This is a genomic window from Pseudomonas sp. C2B4 (genome assembly GCF_013359695.1).
In the GTDB taxonomy this organism is placed as follows: Bacteria; Pseudomonadota; Gammaproteobacteria; order Pseudomonadales; family Pseudomonadaceae; genus Aquipseudomonas.
Map to the genome: position 1 here is coordinate 258,681 of NZ_JABFMU010000002.1, position 19,474 is coordinate 278,154.

The 19,474-nt window shown below is 58.3% G+C and carries 15 protein-coding genes; 3 read left to right on the forward strand and 12 right to left on the reverse strand.

The window, feature by feature from the left end; genetic code table 11:
• The 4 genes from HNQ83_RS02860 to rpsU form a co-directional block, all read right to left on the reverse strand.
• Positions 1-3,747 (reverse strand): bifunctional diguanylate cyclase/phosphodiesterase, encoded by a 3,747-nt coding sequence (locus tag HNQ83_RS02860; RefSeq protein ID WP_175387569.1) that lies wholly within the window; start codon positions 3,745-3,747, stop codon positions 1-3.
• A gap of 123 nt (positions 3,748-3,870) precedes the next feature.
• Positions 3,871-5,718: an RNA polymerase sigma factor RpoD gene (gene rpoD / locus HNQ83_RS02865; RefSeq protein WP_175387570.1), complete on the reverse strand. Its 1,848-nt coding sequence runs from the start codon at positions 5,716-5,718 to the stop codon at positions 3,871-3,873.
• 67 nt (positions 5,719-5,785) lie between these two features.
• Positions 5,786-7,756, reverse strand: coding sequence for a DNA primase (dnaG, locus tag HNQ83_RS02870; protein WP_175387571.1), 1,971 nt, complete (start codon positions 7,754-7,756; stop codon positions 5,786-5,788).
• A 480-nt stretch (positions 7,757-8,236) separates the two neighbouring features.
• Positions 8,237-8,452 (reverse strand): 30S ribosomal protein S21, encoded by a 216-nt coding sequence (gene rpsU / locus HNQ83_RS02875; protein ID WP_002551877.1) that lies wholly within the window; start codon positions 8,450-8,452, stop codon positions 8,237-8,239.
• Positions 8,453-8,651: 199 nt separating this feature from the next.
• Here rpsU and tsaD point away from each other — a divergent pair, with 199 nt between their 5' ends.
• On the forward strand, positions 8,652-9,677 hold the full coding sequence (tsaD, locus tag HNQ83_RS02880) for a tRNA (adenosine(37)-N6)-threonylcarbamoyltransferase complex transferase subunit TsaD (RefSeq protein ID WP_175387572.1): 1,026 nt from the start codon (positions 8,652-8,654) through the stop codon (positions 9,675-9,677).
• A gap of 23 nt (positions 9,678-9,700) precedes the next feature.
• On the opposite strand, the gene plsY is transcribed toward tsaD, so the two are convergent.
• Positions 9,701-10,270, reverse strand: coding sequence for a glycerol-3-phosphate 1-O-acyltransferase PlsY (plsY, locus tag HNQ83_RS02885; RefSeq protein ID WP_175387573.1), 570 nt, complete (start codon positions 10,268-10,270; stop codon positions 9,701-9,703).
• 74 nt (positions 10,271-10,344) lie between these two features.
• On the opposite strand from plsY, the gene folB reads away from it, so the two are divergent.
• Both folB and folK read left to right on the forward strand, forming a co-directional pair.
• Positions 10,345-10,701, forward strand: a complete 357-nt coding sequence (gene folB, locus HNQ83_RS02890; protein ID WP_056726637.1) for a dihydroneopterin aldolase — start codon at positions 10,345-10,347, stop codon at positions 10,699-10,701.
• On the forward strand, positions 10,692-11,219 hold the full coding sequence (gene folK, locus HNQ83_RS02895) for a 2-amino-4-hydroxy-6-hydroxymethyldihydropteridine diphosphokinase (RefSeq protein ID WP_175387574.1): 528 nt from the start codon (positions 10,692-10,694) through the stop codon (positions 11,217-11,219). Before folB ends, folK begins: the two co-directional genes overlap by 10 nt.
• 72 nt (positions 11,220-11,291) lie before the next feature.
• On the opposite strand, the gene HNQ83_RS02900 is transcribed toward folK, so the two are convergent.
• The 7 genes from HNQ83_RS02900 to apaG all read right to left on the reverse strand — a co-directional run bounded on the left by HNQ83_RS02900 (position 11,292) and on the right by apaG (position 19,466).
• Positions 11,292-12,521: a multifunctional CCA addition/repair protein gene (locus tag HNQ83_RS02900; RefSeq protein ID WP_175387575.1), complete on the reverse strand. Its 1,230-nt coding sequence runs from the start codon at positions 12,519-12,521 to the stop codon at positions 11,292-11,294.
• Between the two features lie 63 nt (positions 12,522-12,584).
• On the reverse strand, positions 12,585-14,147 hold the full coding sequence (locus HNQ83_RS02905; protein WP_175387576.1) for a SpoVR family protein: 1,563 nt from the start codon (positions 14,145-14,147) through the stop codon (positions 12,585-12,587).
• Entirely contained in the window at positions 14,144-15,415 is a 1,272-nt protein-coding gene (locus tag HNQ83_RS02910; protein ID WP_175387577.1) for a YeaH/YhbH family protein, read from the reverse strand. Before HNQ83_RS02910 ends, HNQ83_RS02905 begins: the two co-directional genes overlap by 4 nt.
• 203 nt (positions 15,416-15,618) lie before the next feature.
• Positions 15,619-17,541, reverse strand: a complete 1,923-nt coding sequence (locus tag HNQ83_RS02915) for a PrkA family serine protein kinase (protein WP_175387578.1) — start codon at positions 17,539-17,541, stop codon at positions 15,619-15,621.
• A 297-nt stretch (positions 17,542-17,838) separates the two neighbouring features.
• Positions 17,839-18,168: a thiosulfate sulfurtransferase GlpE gene (gene glpE / locus HNQ83_RS02920; protein ID WP_175387579.1), complete on the reverse strand. Its 330-nt coding sequence runs from the start codon at positions 18,166-18,168 to the stop codon at positions 17,839-17,841.
• Between the two features lie 33 nt (positions 18,169-18,201).
• Positions 18,202-19,086, reverse strand: coding sequence for a symmetrical bis(5'-nucleosyl)-tetraphosphatase (locus tag HNQ83_RS02925; protein WP_175387580.1), 885 nt, complete (start codon positions 19,084-19,086; stop codon positions 18,202-18,204).
• On the reverse strand, positions 19,086-19,466 hold the full coding sequence (gene apaG, locus HNQ83_RS02930) for a Co2+/Mg2+ efflux protein ApaG (protein ID WP_175387581.1): 381 nt from the start codon (positions 19,464-19,466) through the stop codon (positions 19,086-19,088). The genes HNQ83_RS02925 and apaG overlap by 1 nt, the downstream gene beginning before the upstream one ends.
• Between the last annotated feature and the right edge of the window lie 8 nt (positions 19,467-19,474).

The window sequence follows — 19,474 nt, forward strand, 5'->3', positions numbered from 1 at the left end:
TTATAGCGACGGTTTCGCGGCTGTGCTATCCGAAAAATCCAATACGGCTGTACGAAGAAACGTCGCGGCGAATTCATCGGGGGGCAGGGGCAGGCTGACGATGTAGCCCTGAATCTGCTCGCAACCTTCAAAGGCCAGAAATTGCTGCTGGGCCTGGGTTTCGACGCCTTCGGCAATCACGGTGAATTGCATGCTGCGGCCAAGCGCGATGATGGCGCGCACGATGGCGGCGTCGTGGGGGTCATCCGGCAAGCCGCGAACGAACGACTGGTCGATCTTGAGGATGTCCAGTGGCAGACGCTTGAGGTAGCTCAAGGATGAATAGCCCGTACCGAAATCGTCGATCGCCAGTTGCACGCCCAGGTGCTTGAGTTGATGCAGCACGGCCAGCGCTTCTTCCGCTTGGCTCATGATGAAGTTTTCGGTGATTTCCAGTTGCAGGAGTCCAGGATTGAGGCGGTAGTCTTTGAGCAGTTGTTCGATGCGTCCGAGCAGGTTCGGTTGGCGCAGTTGAGCACCTGCGAGGTTGACCGATAGCGGGCCGAGGTCCACGTAGGTTTTACTCCACTCGTGCAATTGCCGGCAGGCGGTCTCCAATACCCAGTCGCCAATTTGCAGGATCATGCCGTTTTCTTCGGCCAGGGAAATGAAGTGCTCCGGCGGTACATCGCCAAAGGTCGGATGCCGCCAGCGGATCAGCGCTTCGGCACCCACCAGGCGATAGTCGTCGAGGCTGATCTTGGGTTGGTAGTACAGGTGCAGTTCGTTGCGCTCGATGGCGCGTCGTAGTTCATGCTCCAGCGCTATCCGTTCACTGGCCTGCGCGGTGAGGTCGCAGGTATAGCTTTCGACCCGGTTACGCCCCTTGGCTTTGGAGCGGTACATCGCCGCGTCGGCGTTCTTGATCAGCGTGGCCACATCGCAGCCGTCCTGTGGATAAAGGCTGGTGCCTATGCTGGAACTGATGAAAAACTCATGCTCACCGGCCTGGAACGGCGCGGTGAAGCAGTTAAGCAGCTTGGTGGCAATGTTGTCGGCATCGCTGGGTTGCTGCAGGCCGGGCAGCAGGATGATGAATTCATCGCCGCCCAAACGCGCCACCGTATCGATATCGCGCAGCTGTTCCTTGAGGCGTACGGCAATGCCCTTGAGCAGCAGGTCACCGACCGGATGACCCAGGCTGTCGTTGATGTGTTTGAAGCGGTCCAGATCCAGGAACAGCACCGCGCCCTGGCCACCGTTTTCCTTTTGGGTATTGAGTGCGCTTTGTAGGCGGCTTTCGAACAGTGTGCGGTTGGGCAGCCCGGTCAGTGGGTCGTGGTGGGCCTGATAGTCGAGTTTGGCCTGGGCGTGCTTGAGGCTGGAAATGTCGGCGAACACGGCGACAAAGTGAGTGATGAACTTGTCCCGGTTGCGCACTGCGCTGATGGTCAGCCAGCTCGGATAGAGCTCGCCATTCTTGCGGCGATTGGAAATCTCGCCTTGCCAGTGCCCCTCAGCGGTCAGCTGATGCCACATGGCGGCGTAGAACGCGCTGTCATGCAGGCCCGAGGCAAGCAGGCGCGGAGTATGGCCCAGCGCCTCGCTTTCGCTGTACCCGGTGATTTCGGTGAACGCACGGTTGACCGCGCTGATGTGCTGCTGGGTATCGGTGATCAATACGCCTTCGGCGGTGCTCTCGAACACCGTGGCGGCCTGTTGCAGTTTTTCCTGCATCAAATGGCGCTCGGTGATGTCCCGGGCGATGGTCAGCATGCAGTCCTCATCGCCAATGGGCAGCGGGCGACTGGACACCTCACAGAGCCGGATCTGCCCGTCGCTGCGGCGGATATGGCAGCTGAAGTCACGCACGAAACCATCACGATGAAGCAGGTCGAGCATCTGTTTGCGCTCGTTGAGGTTGACCCAGATCCCCAGATCCAGGGCCGAGCGATCCACCGACATCGCGCTGTTGAACCCGGTGATGCGGCTGAAACCCTCGTTCACCTCCAACAGCAAGCCATCGCTCTGTCGCGATAGCAGCAAGCCGTCCGGGGAGGCGTGGAAGGCCTTGGCGAATTTCTCTTCGGAGGTTTGCAACTGCTGCTGGGTTTCCTTGAGTTGGGTGATATCACGCACCACCACCACCAGGGCTGGGGTTGTATCGAGATCGAACGGTTCGGCCGAGATCAGGCCGGTGAACACCTGGCCATTGCTGCGGCGAAAGGGCATCTCCAGGTTTCGGATGCTGCCAGCCTGCAAGCGTTGTAACAGGCCCGGCCCCACGCCCGGAATGCCCCAGATGTTGAGGTCGGTGGCGGTCTGGCCAATGACGTCTTCGGCCCTGAGGCCGATTTGTTCTTCGAACGCTTCGTTGACCTCCAGCAAACAGCCGTCGGAGAGCCGTGCGATGACCAGAATGTCCGGGCATTGCTGGAACACTGAAGCGAACTTCTGCTCCGACTGACGCAGTGCTTCTTCGGTGCGCTTGGCCTCGCTGATGTCGATCATCAGCCCGCGCATCACCGGCTCGTGGCCGTGTTCGATCAGGCTGACGATATCGCGAACCCACAAGCAACGCCCGTCTGCGGTGATGACCCGATAATCGAGGCTGTGATCGCGTCCGGCCAGCACTTCGTGATCGCAAAAATTCTGTGCGCGGGTCAGATCGGCGGGGTGAATGATGTTTCGCCAGAATCCCGGTATCAGCCAGTGGGACAGAGGGTAGCCAAGCAGATCCTCGGCGTGGGGCGATACGTAGCTGTAGGTGAAGTCGCTCATCCGCGCTTCCCAGGCGATGGCCGACAGACTCTCCACCAGTCCGCGGTAGTGATACTCACTGCTGCGCAGTTCTTGCTCCAGATCGACCCGTCGGGCAATTTCCGAGCTGAGTCGGCGGTTGACCCGGATCACCGCCGCCAGAACGGTGATCAGCAACAGCAATCCTGGTAGGCCGTAAACCAGCAGATCGGACCAGAAGGTTCGATGATCGAGGACGTTGCCGACCCAATGTTCCTGTATGGCGCTGATTTCTGCCGGGGACATGTCCGCCAGGACTTTGTCGAGGATGCCCACCAGCATTTTGTTGTTCTGCGGTACGCCCATGGCCAGTTGATAGCGGTAGGGGGTTTCGCCGCTGACATACAGCCCATCCAGCTTGAGCTGGCGCAAGCTCCAGACGCTGGAGGCCAGGTCACCGACGACTGCATCCACTTCGTCTGTGGCCAGCGCTTGCAACGCCGAGCTCACATTGGGCATGGCCACCAGGTTCAAGTCGGGATGGTGGGTGCGTAGCAGTTCGTGGGGGGCGTAGTTTTCCACTACGGCGATTTTCAACCCGTACAGGTCCTGGATTTTGCGTGGTTGCGGGCCGCCGACGTGGGCCAGGATGACAATTGGAAAGTCGAGATAGGGGCGGGTGAACGACAGGTAAGCCTGGCGTTCCGGGGTCGACATAATCCCCGGCAAGAGGTCCAGTTTGCCTTGTTTGGCCTGCTCCAGCACCACCGACCAACTGACGGGCTCTATCGGTGTGAGTTTGACAGCCAAGCGTTGGCGAATCACGTCGATATAGTCGGCTGCAAGGCCCTGATAACGACCCTGATCGTCGCGAAACTCAAAAGGTGGCCAGGACGCATCCACACCCAGGCGCATGTCCGGGTGGGCCGCAAGCCAGCTACGTTCTTCGTCGGTTAGAGTCAGCGCGCCAGCCGTTGCGGTCCAGGTCATCAGCGACAGCAAAAAAAGCACGGTCGGCAGTCTGGGCATAACGGTCTCGTTATGGCTCGGGGAATGCTTCGAGTGTAGACGGGCAAATCGGGGGAAGTGGGGGCGCTGAGGGATTTAATCTGCATAAAGCAAAACCCCCGGCACAGGCCGGGGGTTTTGTGATCACTCGTCGAGGAAGGAGCGCAGATGCTCGCTTCTCGTCGGGTGGCGCAGCTTGCGCAGCGCCTTGGCTTCAATCTGACGAATCCGCTCACGGGTCACGTCGAACTGCTTGCCCACTTCTTCAAGCGTATGGTCGGTATTCATGTCGATACCGAAGCGCATGCGCAGTACCTTGGCTTCACGGGCAGTGAGGCCGGAGAGTACTTCGCGAGTCGCTTCTTTCAGGCTCTCAACGGTTGCGACATCGATTGGCGACTGCATGGTCGAGTCTTCGATGAAGTCACCCAGATGGGAGTCTTCGTCATCACCGATCGGGGTTTCCATGGAGATCGGCTCTTTAGCGATCTTCAATACCTTGCGGATTTTGTCCTCAGGCATTTCCATGCGTTCGCCCAGCTCTTCCGGCGTCGGTTCGCGACCCATTTCCTGCAACATCTGGCGGGAAATGCGGTTGAGCTTGTTGATCGTCTCGATCATGTGCACCGGAATACGGATAGTCCGGGCCTGGTCAGCGATCGAGCGAGTGATCGCCTGACGAATCCACCAGGTTGCGTAAGTCGAGAACTTGTAGCCACGACGGTATTCGAACTTGTCTACCGCTTTCATCAGGCCGATGTTGCCTTCCTGGATCAGGTCGAGGAACTGCAGGCCGCGGTTGGTGTACTTCTTGGCGATGGAGATCACCAGACGCAAGTTCGCTTCAACCATCTCTTTCTTCGCGCGGCGGGCCTTGGCCTCACCGATCGACATACGACGGTTGATGTCCTTGATCTCGGCGATGGTCAAACCGGTTTCGGTTTCCAGCGCGATCAGCTTCTGCTGGCAACGAATGATGTCCGGTTGCACGCGACCAATGGCTTCAGCGTATTTGCTTTTGCCTTTGGCCAATGCGTCGGACCAGCTCTCGTCGACTTCGTTGTTCGGGAATTGACGCAGGAAATCGGCACGCGGCATACGTGCATCACGCACGCAGAGCTGCATGATTGCACGCTCTTGCTGACGCAGGCGGTCCAGGGCACTGCGAACACGCTCGACCAGGCCTTCGAATTGCTTCGGCACCAGTTTGATCGGCATGAACAAGTCGGCCAGCGCCAGCAACTCGGCAACCGCTGCCTTGTTGTGACGACCGTGCTTTTTCAGGGCCTTGCGGGTGATTTCCATCTGATCGGCCACAGCGCCAAAACGCTGTGCAGCGATGATCGGATCCGGACCGCTTTCGGCTTCTTCTTCGTCATCCGAGGCTTCGGCGTCTTCGTCGTCGGAGTCGTCATCCGCTTTCGCGGCTTTCGCGTCGATCGGCGGCGGCACTTCTGCCGCAGGCGGCGCAATGCCGTCATCCGGATCGATGTAACCGCTCAGGACGTCCGACAGACGGCCACCTTCGGTGGTGACACGCGTGTACTCGGAGAGAATGTGCTCGACCGTGCCAGGGAAGTGCGCAATTGCGCTCATCACTTCACGGATGCCTTCCTCGATACGCTTGGCGATTTCGATTTCGCCTTCACGAGTCAGAAGCTCAACCGTACCCATTTCGCGCATGTACATGCGCACTGGGTCAGTGGTGCGACCGATATCGGTCTCCACCGCTGCCAACGCAGCGGCTGCTTCTTCCGCAGCGGCCTCGTCGGTATCGGCGTCGGCCAACATAAGGGCGTCCGCATCCGGAGCACTCTCGTGTACGGGGATCCCCATGTCGTTAATCATGCGGATGATGTCTTCCACCTGCTCTGGATCTGAAATATCCTCGGGCAGGTGGTCGTTGACCTCGGCGTAAGTCAGATATTTCTGCTCACGACCCAGTTTGATCAACTCAATAATACGAGACTGCTGTTGCGCTTTTCCGGACATAACACCCTATCCACTGAAGGTCTTGGCGGGCAAAAAACAAGCCGAGGATTATACCTGAGCTATGACCTCACGCGCCAGTTGAGGTCGGGTTTGATGCGGAAACATTCTGTTTTAAGAGGTCGCGCATCTGTTTTGCTATCTGAATTTGCTCTTCAGCCGATAATCCCGGCTGCCTTGCTTTTTTGATGAGTTCGTCGAGGGTTTGCGTGTGCTGACCCGCGGATAACCTAGTAATGGTGTCTAAAAACTGTTGTTCAAGGTTATCGCCGTCAATTAGCCACTCCTTTTCCGCGAGTGCTTTCAAGAGGCGTCCTTGCTCTGTGCCGTGCCAACGGGCCATCAACTGAATAGAGTTTAGCTTAGGATTTTTCTGCACTGCCTCGATCAGGGCGATTAGTACCTGAGCGTAGGTATTGCTCTCGTTGGAAAAGTGATCGGCACTCTCGACCTTGCCCGCCAGTTGCGGGTAGTGGATCAGCGTGCGCAATGCGATAAGCGTCGGGGCTTCTACCGCTACGGGCGTGCGAGGGGCATAGGCCTCATCGCGATCGCCGCGCTTACCGTTTTTGCTCCACGGTTTCTTGTCCCATTTCTTGCCGCCGGCACCGGGTTTCTTCGGCGTCCATTCCTGCTGTGGGGCGTAGGCCTCCTGGGGCTGGTGGAAGTCGGCGTAGTCCGGCATGGCGTCGTAATCCATGCCTGGATCATAGGCAGGCGGCGCGTCCTGAGGCGCGCTATGTGCCAGCTGGCTGACCGCCTCACCACTCAATCCAGTGATTTCCAGCAGGCGATGGCGCATCAGTGTGCGCAGATTGGCGCCCGGCACTTTGTCGATCAGCGGCGCGGCGAGGGTGGCCATGTGGGCCTTGCCCTCAAGGGAGCGCGGATCGGCCTCCTCTGTCAGTTGTTGGAAGAAATAATCTGCCAGCGGCTGTGCATGCTGATTGATTCGTGCCCGGAAGGCGTCGGTGCCTTCGGAGCGGATCAAGGTGTCCGGGTCTTCGCCTTCGGGCAGGAACAGGAAGCGCGCGCGACGTCCGTCCTGCAGGCTTGTCAGTGTCGCTTCCAGGGCGCGCCAGGCGGCATTGCGGCCGGCCTGGTCGCCGTCGAAGCAGAACAATACGTTTGGCACCACGCGAAACAGGCGTTTCATGTGTTCTTCGCTGGTGGCGGTACCCAGTGTTGCAACAGCGTTGCGCAGCCCTTGCTGGGCCAGGGCGATGACGTCCATGTAGCCTTCGACGACGATGATTTCGTCGAGGTTGCGATTGTTCTTGCGCGCTTCATACAGGCCATAGAGTTCCTGGCCTTTGTGAAACACCGGCGTTTCGGGTGAGTTCAGGTACTTGGGCTTGTCATCTCCCAATACGCGGCCACCGAAGGCAATGATGCGGCCACGGCTGTCGCGGATCGGAAACATCACGCGATCACGAAAGCGATCATAGCGCTTGCCGGTTTCGGCGTTTTCGATCAGCAGGCCGGCATCGATCATGGCTTTTTGCTGCAGGGTATCGCTGCTCAAGTGTTTGAACAGATTGTCCCAGCCGGGGGGCGCAAAGCCGAGGCCGAAATCTCGCGCGATTTCACCGGTCAGGCCGCGCCCTTTCAAGTAATCCACGGCGGCTTTACGCGCCGGATGGCTTTTCAGGGCTTGACGGTAGAAGTCAGCGGCGGCGGTGAGCAGCGGGTACAGTGGCGAATCGGTCGGCTGCCGCGGCTTGTGCGAACGACCGCTTTCCTCGCGTGGGATTTCCATGCCGGCGGCTTTGGCCAGTTCTTCGACAGCCTGGGGAAAGTCCAGGTTGTCGTGGTCCATGATGAAGCCGAGGGCGTTGCCGCCAGCGCCGCAGCCGAAGCAGTAGTAGAACTGCTTGTCGGGGCTGACGCTGAAGGACGGGGTTTTCTCTTTGTGAAATGGGCAGCAGGCCGTGTGATTCTTGCCGGCCTTTTTCAATTGCAGGCGCGAGCTGACCACATCGACGATGTCGGTGCGGTTCAGAAGGTCGTCAATGAAGCTCTGGGGAATTAGCCCGGCCATGGCGTTCTCGTCATCTGCGCTGAAAGGGGCCCATAACGAAGGGCGGACGAACGGGGTCATTGTCTAAGGCGCGCAAAGTGTGCGGCTCGATCAGTGTCGTCTGCTTAATCGTCGTCGGGAAGTGTATCTGCCGAAAAACCACTGACGTTAATGCCAATCAGTATTCGATCATTTGAAAGTGTTGCGCTGAATCCGGCTGCAACCCGTCAAGGGTCTCGGATAGCTCATCATTTGGCACGCAAACGGCGCCTTGGGCTGATCGTCGTGAGAGGAATCAGTGGGTGTGCTCGTCAGTAGCCTTGAAAGGCTCGTCAGAAAAGACGTGCACCGCTGGCAAAAGAGCCAGGTCTGACGCGGTGAAGCAGATTTGTCTCGGTCGCATCTGCGGCTTCGACAGTGAAGCATCAAGCGTTTTACGCAAATGCCATAAGCCCGGCTGAGGGCCGGGCTTGGCAGAAGCTTGCTACGATCGTCTGTGTATTAGTACAGACGAACGGCGCGGCGCTGTTCGCGCTGAACTTTCTTGGCGTGACGCTTAACAGCAGCAGCTGCTTTGCGCTTACGCTCAGAAGTTGGCTTCTCGTAAAATTCGCGGCTACGAACTTCAGCCAGTACACCGGCTTTTTCGCAGGAGCGCTTGAAACGACGCAGAGCTACGTCGAAGGGTTCGTTCTCTTTTACTTTGACGGCTGGCATCCAGAGCTACCTTCATTCATTACCGGGGTCAACATCCTCGCGGCAAAAGAGCACTTGAAGACGTCGGTTTTTAAGGGTTGCGGATGTTAACCCCTCATCGCTCGGAATGCAAAGCCTCTGATCGAAAACCGCTGGTCGGGGCATCACGCGACGACTATTATGCGCGCCTTCGAATTCAGCCTAAACAAGGCGCAAACCCATGCTAGTACTGGGATTAGAAACCTCCTGCGACGAAACCGGTGTCGCACTTTACGACAGTGAGCGCGGTCTTCTGGCCGACGCGCTGTTCAGTCAGATTGACCTGCATCGTGCCTACGGTGGTGTGGTGCCCGAGCTGGCGTCGCGTGATCACGTCAAGCGCATGCTGCCCTTGATTCGTCAGGTGTTGGCCGAGGCCGACTGTGTGCCGACGGAGATCGACGCCATCGCCTATACCGCCGGTCCCGGCCTGGTCGGGGCATTGCTGGTGGGTGCGTCCTGCGCTCAGGCACTGGCCTTTGCCTGGGGTATTCCGGCGCTGGGCGTGCACCATATGGAAGGTCATTTGCTGGCGCCCATGCTGGAGTCGCAACCACCGGAATTTCCGTTCGTCGCTTTGTTGGTGTCCGGTGGTCATACGCAGCTGGTGCAAGTTGACGGGATCGGTCAGTACACGCTGTTGGGTGAGACCCTGGACGACGCAGCGGGCGAAGCTTTCGACAAGACTGCAAAGATGATGGGGCTCAATTATCCGGGTGGCCCGGAAATCGCTCGTTTGGCGGATCAAGGGGTTGCAGGGCGTTTCGTCTTCCCGCGTCCGATGTGCGACCGTCCTGGCCTGGATTTCAGCTTCAGCGGCTTGAAAACGTTCGCGTTGAACACCTGGCAACAATGCGTAAGTGTCGGGGACGACGGTGAGCAAGCCCGTTGCGACATCTCGCTGGCGTTCCAGCAGGCCGTGGTGGAGACTTTGACCATCAAGTGCAAGCGTGCTCTCAAGGCCGCTGGCATGAAGCGTCTGGTCATTGCAGGGGGCGTGAGTGCCAACAAGGCGTTGCGCTCTTCTCTGGAAAAAATGCTCGGCGACATGAAAGGCGACGTTTTTTATGCTCGCCCGCAGTTCTGCACCGATAACGGTGCAATGATTGCGTTTGCTGGCTGCCAGCGTTTGCAGGCCGGTCAGCAGGAAAGCCTGGCGATCAGCGTGCAGGCGCGCTGGCCGATGGAGCAGTTGTCGGCGTTGTAATGAGTGACGCTCATGTCTGGCATCTAAAAATGCCGTTCGCGCCCGGCGAACAGGTCGCGTAAATTGCCGCGATGGCGCCAGACGATCAAGCCCGTGAGTGCGCTCATGGGCAGCAGCGCCGCCGGTTCTTGCCAGGCCAGCAGCGGCAGGGTCAGTGGCGTGGCGATCAGGGCGGCCAGCGAGCTGGTACGGGTCAGGTAGAACGTCAGCAGCCAGGCGCAGACCGCCAGCAGTGCTGCTGGCGGGTATAGGCCCAGCAACATCCCGGCCGCTGTGGCGACACCCTTGCCACCCCGAAAGCGGAAGTACAGCGGGAACAGGTGGCCGATGACGGCGCAGACGCCGATCCAGGCCTGATCTTGCAGCGAAAGTCCTGCAATGCCGGCGATTAGCACGGGCAGCAGGCCTTTGCAGAGGTCGCCCAGTAAAGTCAGGGTGGCGAGTTTCTTGCCGGCCAGGCGCAACATATTGGTGGCTCCGGCATTGCCCGAACCACTCATTCGCGGATCGGGGTTACCGGTCAGGCGGCTGAGCAAAATGGCGAAGGACAGAGAGCCGAGCAGGTAGGCGAGGATCGCCAGTAACCAAAACATGCTAACTATTCCGGGCGAGGACGCCCTGATTCTAACGGCGCAATGCGCCCTTGTCGTGTAGCGGAGAAAAGTGCTTGGACAGAGTGTTTATCGAGGGCCTGGAAGTCGACACCGTGATCGGTGCCTACGACTGGGAACGAGGCATCCGACAGTGCTTGCGTCTTGATCTGAGTTTCGCCTGGGATAATCGTCCGGCGGCCGCCGGCGACGACCTGACCCTGGCTCTCGATTACGCGAGTGTTTCGTCGCGCATCCAGGCCTTTGCCGAGCAGGCGCAATTCCAGCTTGTCGAGACCTTTGCCGAACGGCTGGTTGAAGTGTTGATGAGCGAATTCAAGATCACCTGGATGCGCCTGAAGCTGACCAAGCCAGGCGCAGTTCCTGCCGCCATCGGTGGCGTGGGCGTGGAGATCGAGCGCGGATGTCGCTGACTCAGGTGTATCTCGGGCTCGGCAGCAATATCGAGCGCGAATCCCATTTACAGGCTGGCCTGGATGCCTTGGCCGGTTTTCTGGTGGATATCCATTGCTCGCCCGTCTTCGAAAGCCAGCCGGTGGGGATCAAAAGCGGGCCGTTCTTCAATTTCGTGGTGTCGGCCTTCACCGATCTGCCACTGATGGAGCTCGATCGCCGGCTGAAGTTCATTGAAGCCGACAATGGCCGCTATGCGCCGGACCGCAAGGGTTTGCCGCTGGACATCGATGTGCTGTTGTTCGGCGATCTGGTTGGCAATTTCGATGGATTGGTTCTGCCGCGAGCCGAAATTCTGAAAAATGCCTTTGTGCTGTGGCCGTTGTCGTTGATTGCGCCGGATCGGGTGCATCCGGGTGTAGGCAAAAGCTTTGCAGCCTTATGGCGTGATGCGCAGATAGATCAGGTGTTGGCGCCCGTTGCGTTTGAGTGGCGTGGGCAGCAGCTGACGCCTTCGAATTTGTTGTCACCTGACTGACGTCTTCGCGAGCAGGCTCGCTCCCACAGATTTACGCTATCCCTGTGGGAGCGAGCCTGCTCGCGACGCTTTTCAGGCAGACGCCGCCTCTTTGTAGGCCTTCAGCGCCTTGAGTCGCTCACGCTTGATCGCCTCACCCAGTTCCGGCCCTTTGAACCCTTTCTCCAACAGTGGTTGAACCGCAACGCTACGCGCCGCATGCGCTGCTCCACGCAGATAATCCGCCTGTGGATAACTTCTCTGCTCCAGGCCCTTGCGCCCACGGGCGTCCATTTCGCAGGCCGCGATGAATTCCTCGAACCGTTGTGGTCGACGGTAGACGTCGAAGCTTTGCAGCAACTCCAGCAAAATCGAAGGTTTCAGTTCCAGGGCGCGATGGCCGTGGGTGTGGTACTCGCCCACCAACAGTGCCAGCTCCTGGCAGTCTCGAGGTGCCTTGAAGCGTTCGTTGACCGCTTTGATCAGCTTGAGGCCCTTGAGCTCGTGGGCAATGTGCCGTGGCCATTCCTCCTCCGGTGTCAGTCCTTTTCCCAGGTCATGCAGCAGGCAGGCCCAGCGCACTGTCAGTGGTTGCTTATGCTGCGCGGCTTGCTCCAGCACGCTCAGGGTGTGTGCGCCCGTGTCGATTTCCGGGTGATGAGCCTCCGGTTGCGGCACGCCAAACAGCGCGTCGATTTCCGGCATCAAGACCTTGAGCGCGCCACAAGCACGGAGGACCTCAATGAATACCTGTGGCTGGTTTTCCATCAGTGCGCGAGAAATCTCTTTCCAGCTCCGCTCCGCCGTCAGGGCTTCAAGTTCGCCTGACTCACTGAGTTGGCGCATTAACTCCAGCGTCTCCGGGGCGACCGTGAAGCCTAGCTCGGCATAACGGGCGGCAAAGCGGGCAACGCGCAGGACCCGGAGGGGATCTTCGGCAAATGCAGGGGAAACGTGACGAAGCAGGCGCGCTTCAAGATCGCGCTGGCCGTGGTAGGGATCGGTAAGGTTCTGTTGATCGTCCTCAGCCATGGCGTTGATCGTCAGGTCACGGCGGATCAGGTCTTCTTCAAGGGTGACCTCAGGGCTGGCGTGAAAAGTGAAGCCGCCGTAACCGCGTCCGCTTTTGCGTTCGGTCCTGGCGAGGGCATATTCCTCACCGGTTTTTGGGTGAAGAAACACCGGGAAATCCGCGCCTACCGGGCGAAAGCCCTGAGCGAGCATCTCTTCGGTGGTGGCGCCGACCACGACGCGATCGATGTCTGTGACAGGTATGCCCAGCAGGCGATCACGTACCGCGCCGCCGACTTTATAGATCCGCATAAAAAACCTCCGTTAGCTCGACAGGATAACCGTTGCATCGAGCTTTCGGAGGCACAAAGAGGATCAAAGATGGATGACGGCCAGGTCCAGGCGACCGTAATCGCCTTCGCTGTGCTCGCTTCTGGGGGGCACGTGGTGGGTTTTCATCACCTGTTCCCCTTGCAGGGTCTCCAGGTGGATGTCGAAGCCCCAGAGACGATGCAGGTGCTTGAGAACCTCCTCAGTGGACTCTCCCAGGGGTTTGCGGTCGTGTTGCTGGTGGCGCAGGGTCAGGGAGCGGTCGCCGCGCCGGTCGATGCTGTAGATCTGCACGTTGGGTTCGCGATTGCCCAGGTTGTACTGGGCGGCCAGGGTTTCGCGAATAATCCGGTAGCCGCCTTCGTCGTGAATCGCCGGGACCAGCAGATCGTCCTTCTGATCGTCATCGAGAATGCTGAAGAGCTTGAGGTCGCGGATCACTTTTGGTGACAGGTACTGCAGAATGAAACTCTCATCCTTGAAGCTGCTCATCGCGAATTTGATGGCTGCCAGCCAGTCTGTGCCGGCAATTTCCGGGAACCAGCGGCGATCCTCTTCCGTAGGCTCTTCGCACATGCGACGGATGTCGCGGTACATGGCGAATCCCAGGGCGTAGGGGTTGATGCCGCTGTAGTAGGGGCTGTCAAAACCGGGCTGGAAAACCACGCTGGTGTGGGATGTCAGGAACTCCATCATGAAGCCGTCGGTCACCAGGCCTTCGTCGTACAGGTCATTCATCAAGGTGTAGTGCCAGAACGTGGCCCATCCCTCGTTCATCACCTGAGTCTGGCGTTGTGGGTAAAAGTACTGGGCGATCTTGCGCACAATACGCACGATTTCCCGTTGCCAAGGCTCCAGCAGTGGCGCGTGCTTTTCTATGAAATACAGAATGTTTTCCTGAGGTTCGGCAGGAAAGCGTGCGTTGTCCTTGTCGCTGTACTTGTCCGCGCCTTTGGGAATGGTGCGCCACAGGTCGTTGATCTGCTTCTGCAGGTGTTCTTCCCGATCCTTTTGCCGGCGACGTTCTTCTTCGGCAGAAATCGGATAAGGGCGTTTGTAGCGGTCGACGCCGTAGTTCATGAGTGCGTGGCAGGAATCGAGAAGATCCTCGACCGCGTCGATGCCATGACGCTCTTCGCACTGCATGATGTACTGCTTGGCGAACACCAGGTAATCGATGATCGAGCTGGCGTCGGTCCAGGTGCGGAACAGGTAATTGCCTTTGAAAAAACTGTTGTGCCCGTAGCAGGCGTGCGCCACCACCAGCGCTTGCATGCAGATGGTGTTTTCCTCCATCAGGTAGGCAATGCAGGGGTCTGAGTTGATCACGATTTCGTAGGCAAGCCCCATTTGCCCGCGGGAGTAGGACTTTTCAGTGCTGAGGAAGTGTTTGCCGTAGGACCAGTGGTGATAACCCAGTGGCATGCCGACAGAGGCGTAGGCGTCCATCATCTGTTCGGCGGTGATCACTTCGATCTGGTTAGGGTACGTATCGAGCGCGTAACGAGCGGCTATACGACTGATTTCCCGGTCGTAGGCCTGAATCAGCTCGAACGTCCACTCGGAGCCGGTGGATATGGGTTGGCGCTTCTGCTCTTTGGCGGTCATGTCACTAACCTGCGCTGGAAGAGTTCACGGAAGACCGGGTAGATATCTCCGGCCGAGACCAGTTGTTGCTGGGCGAAAGTGTCAGAAAAGGCTTCGGCGATGCGCTCGTACTCGAACCACAGGGCCTGATGTTCGCGTGGGGTTATCTCAACATAAGTGTAGTACTGCACGAACGGCATGATCTGGTTGATCAGGATGTCGCGGCAGATCGGCGAGTCGTCGTTCCAGTTGTCGCCGTCGGAAGCCTGGGCTGCATAGATGTTCCACTCGTTGGCCGGGTAGCGCTCGGCCATGATCTCCTGCATCAGTTTCAAGGCGCTGGACACGATGGTCCCACCGGTTTCGCGGGAGTAGAAGAATTCTTCTTCATCCACCTCGCGGGCACTGGTGTGGTGGCGAATGAACACCACGTCGATCTTGTCGTAGTTACGTTTGAGGAACAGGTACAGCAGGATAAAGAAGCGCTTGGCAATATCCTTGGTGGCCTGGGTCATGGAACCGGACACGTCCATCAGGCAGAACATCACTGCCTTGGAGCTAGGGTTGGGTTGTTTGATGAGCAGGTTGTACTTGAGGTCGAACGTGTCGAGAAAGGGTACGCGATGAATGCGTGCGCTGAGTTTTTCGATTTCGGCTTCCAAATCCTGAATATCGCCGAAATTGTCGGGTTCTTCCTGCTTCAATCGAAGAAGTTCTTCCTTGGCCTCGCGCAGCTTCGCCCGGCTGCTGCCAGACAATGCAATCCGCCGCGCATGGGCGGAGCGCAGGGTGCGGATGATATTGATCCGCGATGGGTTGCCCTCGTTGCTGATACCCGCGCGAACGGTCTTGAAGGTATCGGTGCCGGTCAGGTTGCGCTTGACCAGATTGGGTAGCTCTAGGTCCTCGAACATGAATTCGAGGAATTCTTCCTGGGTGATCTGGAAGACGAACTCGTCCATCCCTTCGCCCGAGTTGCCGGCTTTGCCAGGGCCTCTGCCGCCACCGCCTCCAGGCGGGCGCGCAATATGCTCGCCGCTGGTGAACTCCTTGTTGCCGGGGTGCACGATGGTTTGTTTGCCACCGCGGCCATGGTGAAGCACCGGCTCATCGATGTCGCGGCCGGGAATGCTGATTTGCTCGCCGTGTTCCATGTCGGTAATGGAACGCCGACTGACCGCCTCTTCGACGGCCTTTTTAATGTGGTCACGGTAACGCCGCAGAAACCGCTGACGGTTCACCGTGCTCTTGTTCTTGCCATTGAGACGTCGGTCGATCACATAGCTCATGACTGCTCCTTAGAAGCTGTCCTGAAAGGGCGAGCGCTCAAGCAGCAGCTAACAGAGTGCCAAGGGATGTACACGCTCCCCCAAGCGCTGTGGATGCCGCCTGAACTTCGCTACCCACTTTCGAACACCTTCCAGAGGCCTGTGTAGCAGAAAAAGCACGAACAGGCCTCGGGCTGACGACAACCGGTCTTGCCGGTGGCGGGTTACTGCGATTTTCTGACCCGCAGGTACCACTCGGAGAGCAGTCGTACCTGTTTGTCGGTGTAGCCCCGCTCGACCATCCGTGTGACGAAGTCGTTGTGTTTCTGCTGGTCTTCTTTGCTGGCCTTGGCATTGAAGCTGATGACCGGCAGTAGGTCCTCGGTGTTGGAGAACATTTTTTTCTCGATGACCACCCGCAGTTTTTCGTAGCTGAGCCAGGTCGGATTTTTGCCGTTGTTGTTGGCACGGGCACGTAGTACGAAGTTGACGATTTCGTTGCGGAAATCCTTCGGATTGCTGATGCCCGCCGGTTTTTCTATTTTCTCCAGTTCTTCGTTCAGTGCCACGCGGTTGAGGATTTCGCCGGTTTCCGGATCGCGGTATTCCTGGTCCTGGATCCAGAAGTCTGCGTACAGCACATAGCGATCGAAGATGTTCTGGCCGTACTCGCTGTAAGACTCGAGGTAGGCGGTCTGGATTTCCTTGCCGATGAATTCGATGTAGCGCGGTGCCAGGTATTCCTTCAGATAGCGCAGGTAGCGCTCCCGGGTCTCGGCCTGGAACTGTTCCTGTTCGATCTGTTGTTCCAGCACATAGAGCAAGTGCACCGGGTTGGCGGCAATTTCGTGCGGATCGAAGTTGAAGACCTTCGACAGGATTTTGAACGCAAAGCGGGTCGATAGGCCGTTCATGCCCTCGTCGACACCCGCGTTGTCGCGGTATTCCTGAATCGACTTGGCCTTCGGATCGGTGTCCTTGAGGTTTTCGCCGTCATACACGCGCATCTTGGAGTAGATGTTGGAGTTTTCCGGCTCTTTCAGGCGAGACAGTACGGTGAACTGGGCAAGCATCTTCAAGGTGTCGGGCGCGCAATGGGCTTTGGCCAGCGAGCTGTTGAACAGCAGTTTGTCGTAGATCTTCACTTCGTCGCTGACCCGCAGGCAGTACGGCACTTTGACGATGTAGATCCGGTCGATGAAGGCTTCGTTGTTCTTGTTGTTGCGGAAGGTATGCCATTCCGATTCGTTGGAGTGGGCCAACAGGATCCCGGTAAACGGAATGGCGCCCAAGCCTTCGGTACTGTTGTAGTTACCTTCCTGGGTGGCGGTCAGCAATGGATGCAGCACCTTGATCGGCGCCTTGAACATCTCGACGAATTCCATCAGGCCCTGGTTGGCCCGGCACAGTGCGCCCGAGTAGCTGTAGGCATCGGCGTCGTTCTGCGGGAATTCTTCCAGTTTGCGGATATCGACCTTGCCCACCAGTGCCGAGATGTCCTGGTTGTTTTCATCTCCCGGCTCGGTTTTGGCCACGGCGATCTGATTGAGGATCGACGGGTAGAGTTTCACCACACGGAACTGGCTGATATCGCCGCCGAATTCGGCCAGGCGTTTGGTTGCCCAAGGCGACATGATGGTATTGAGGTAGCGCCGTGGAATGCCGAAGTCTTCCTCGAGGATTGCACCATCTTCAGTGGCGTTGAACAAACCCAGAGGCGATTCGAAAACCGGCGAGCCCTTGATCGCATAGAAGGGCACTTTTTCCATCAGTTGCTTCAGCTTTTCGGCCAGGGACGATTTACCACCACCGACAGGGCCGAGCAGGTAAAGAATCTGCTTCTTCTCTTCCAGGCCCTGAGCGGCATGGCGGAAATACGACACGATCTGGTCGATGCACTCTTCCATCCCGTGGAAGTCTTCAAAGGCCGGATAGCGGCGAATCACCTTGTTGGAGAAAATTCGCGACAGTCTCGAGTTGGTCGAGGTGTCGAGTAGCTCCGGCTCACCGATGGCCAGGAGCAGACGCTCGGCGGCGGAAACGTAGGCGCTACGGTCCTTTTTGCACAGTTCCAGATACTCCTGCAGCGAGAGTTCTTCCTGGCGTGTGGACTCGAAACGTTGTTGGAAGTGGCTAAAGATACTCATGACGTCACCTCGCTCGATACGTGGAGCCGACGCCGGATCACTCAGTCGATGCTGGCAGCAACCGAACAGGCGGTCGCTGTTTACCCCCCAGAACTCTTCCGAAGTTAACTGCTTCGAAAGCTACTCCCGATGATCCGCGCGCCGGTGTACCGGCTCTCCCCTGTTTTGGATGGCCTGCGCTTAAGGATAGTTGGGAATTCGGGAGGTAAAGGCTGGATACGTAATTAGTTGTGGCAGACCGTTCGTCTGCCACCGCGCTAGCCCGCGCAAGCCGGGGGCTTGCGCGTTACAAAAAAATTATTCGGAAGAGCCTTGCGCTGTTTCCGTAGGATAGGTCGTACGCCATAGCTCAAAACCACCATCCATGCTGTAGACGTCGGAAAAGCCCTGGCTGATCAGGTACGCGGCAGCGCTCTGGCTGGAATTGCCGTGGTAGCAGACCACCACTAGCGGTGCATCGAGATCAGCGTTGCGGATGAAATCGGAGATGGAGTGGTTATCCAGATGCTTCGAGCCGGCGATGTGCAACGCAGCGTAGGTTTGTGGATCGCGGATGTCGACCACCACGGCGCCTTGTTCGCGCAGGGTCTGGGCCTGTTCCGGGGGAATACGTTTGAATTCGCTCATGGCGGGCTCCTGTGGCTCGGCTGAAAGCGCAGTCTAGCGCGGGGCGCTGGCTGACGATGGTTCGGGAATGAGTGGGGCGACTGCTGGCTTGGCGGCATGGCCATGCTCATCGCATTTGCAGGACAGGCGTTCGCCGCTGTCGATATTCATCAGTGTCAGGGCGCCACCCCAGACGCAGCCAGTATCGAGGGCCGAGATACCCGGCTCGAGGACTTTGCCTTCCAGTGCGGCCCAGTGACCAAAGATGATCTTCAGGCCCTTGGTTTTGCGTTCCTTGTGCAGAAACCAGGGCTTGTAGCCCGGCGGCGCACTGTCGAGTCCTTCCTTGCTCTTGAGGTCAAGCTTGCCTTCGGCGGTACAGAAACGCATGCGGGTGAAATAGTTGGTGATCACCCGCAGGCGGGTCACGCCTTTGAGGTCATTGTCCCATTTCGCCGGGTCGTTGCCGTACATGCCGTCAAGGTAGGGCGGGAACAGGTTGTCGTCGCGCAAGGCAGCCTCAACCTCGGCGGCACACTTCAGGGCTTTGCGTAGCGACCATTGCGGTGGAATGCCGGCATGTACCAATGCCACATTGCGTTGCTCGTCGTAATGCATGAGTTTTTGCTGGCGCAGCCAGTCCAGCAGCTCGGCGCGGTCCGGTGCATCGATGATTTCGCGCAGGGTGTCGGCTTTCTTCAGGCGTTCGATGTTCTGTCCGGCGGCCAGCAGGTGCAGGTCGTGGTTGCCCAGTACGCAAACCAGCGATTCGCGGATGCTGTAGAGGAAACGCAAGGTATCGAGCGATTGCGGGCCGCGATTGACCAGGTCGCCGACCAGCCACAGGCGATCCTTTGTCGGGTCAAAAGCAACTTGCTTGAGCAGGCACTGCAGGGCTTCCAGGCAGCCCTGCAGATCGCCGACGGCGTACGTCGCCATCAGTGCAGGGCTCCGGGCACCGCCAGGCGGAACGGTGCGATGATGGCGTCGAATTGCTTGCCGTCGTCGGCAATCATCTGATAGCTGCCTTGCATGGTGCCCACCTTGGTGGTCATGACCGTGCCGCTGCTGTAGGTGTGACTCTTGCCGGCCTCGATCAACGGTTGCTGGCCAACCACGCCCGCACCACGAACCTCTTCGACATGTCCGTCGCCATCGGTGATCACCCAGTGCCGCGACAACAGTTTGGCTGGAATCAGGCCATTGTTTTTCACGGTGATGGTGTAGGCGAAGGCAAAGCGGTCTTGTTCGGGTTGCGATTGTTCTGCCAGATAGTGGGTGACGACGCTGACGTCGACCTGATAACGGGGATCGGACATGCAAGAGG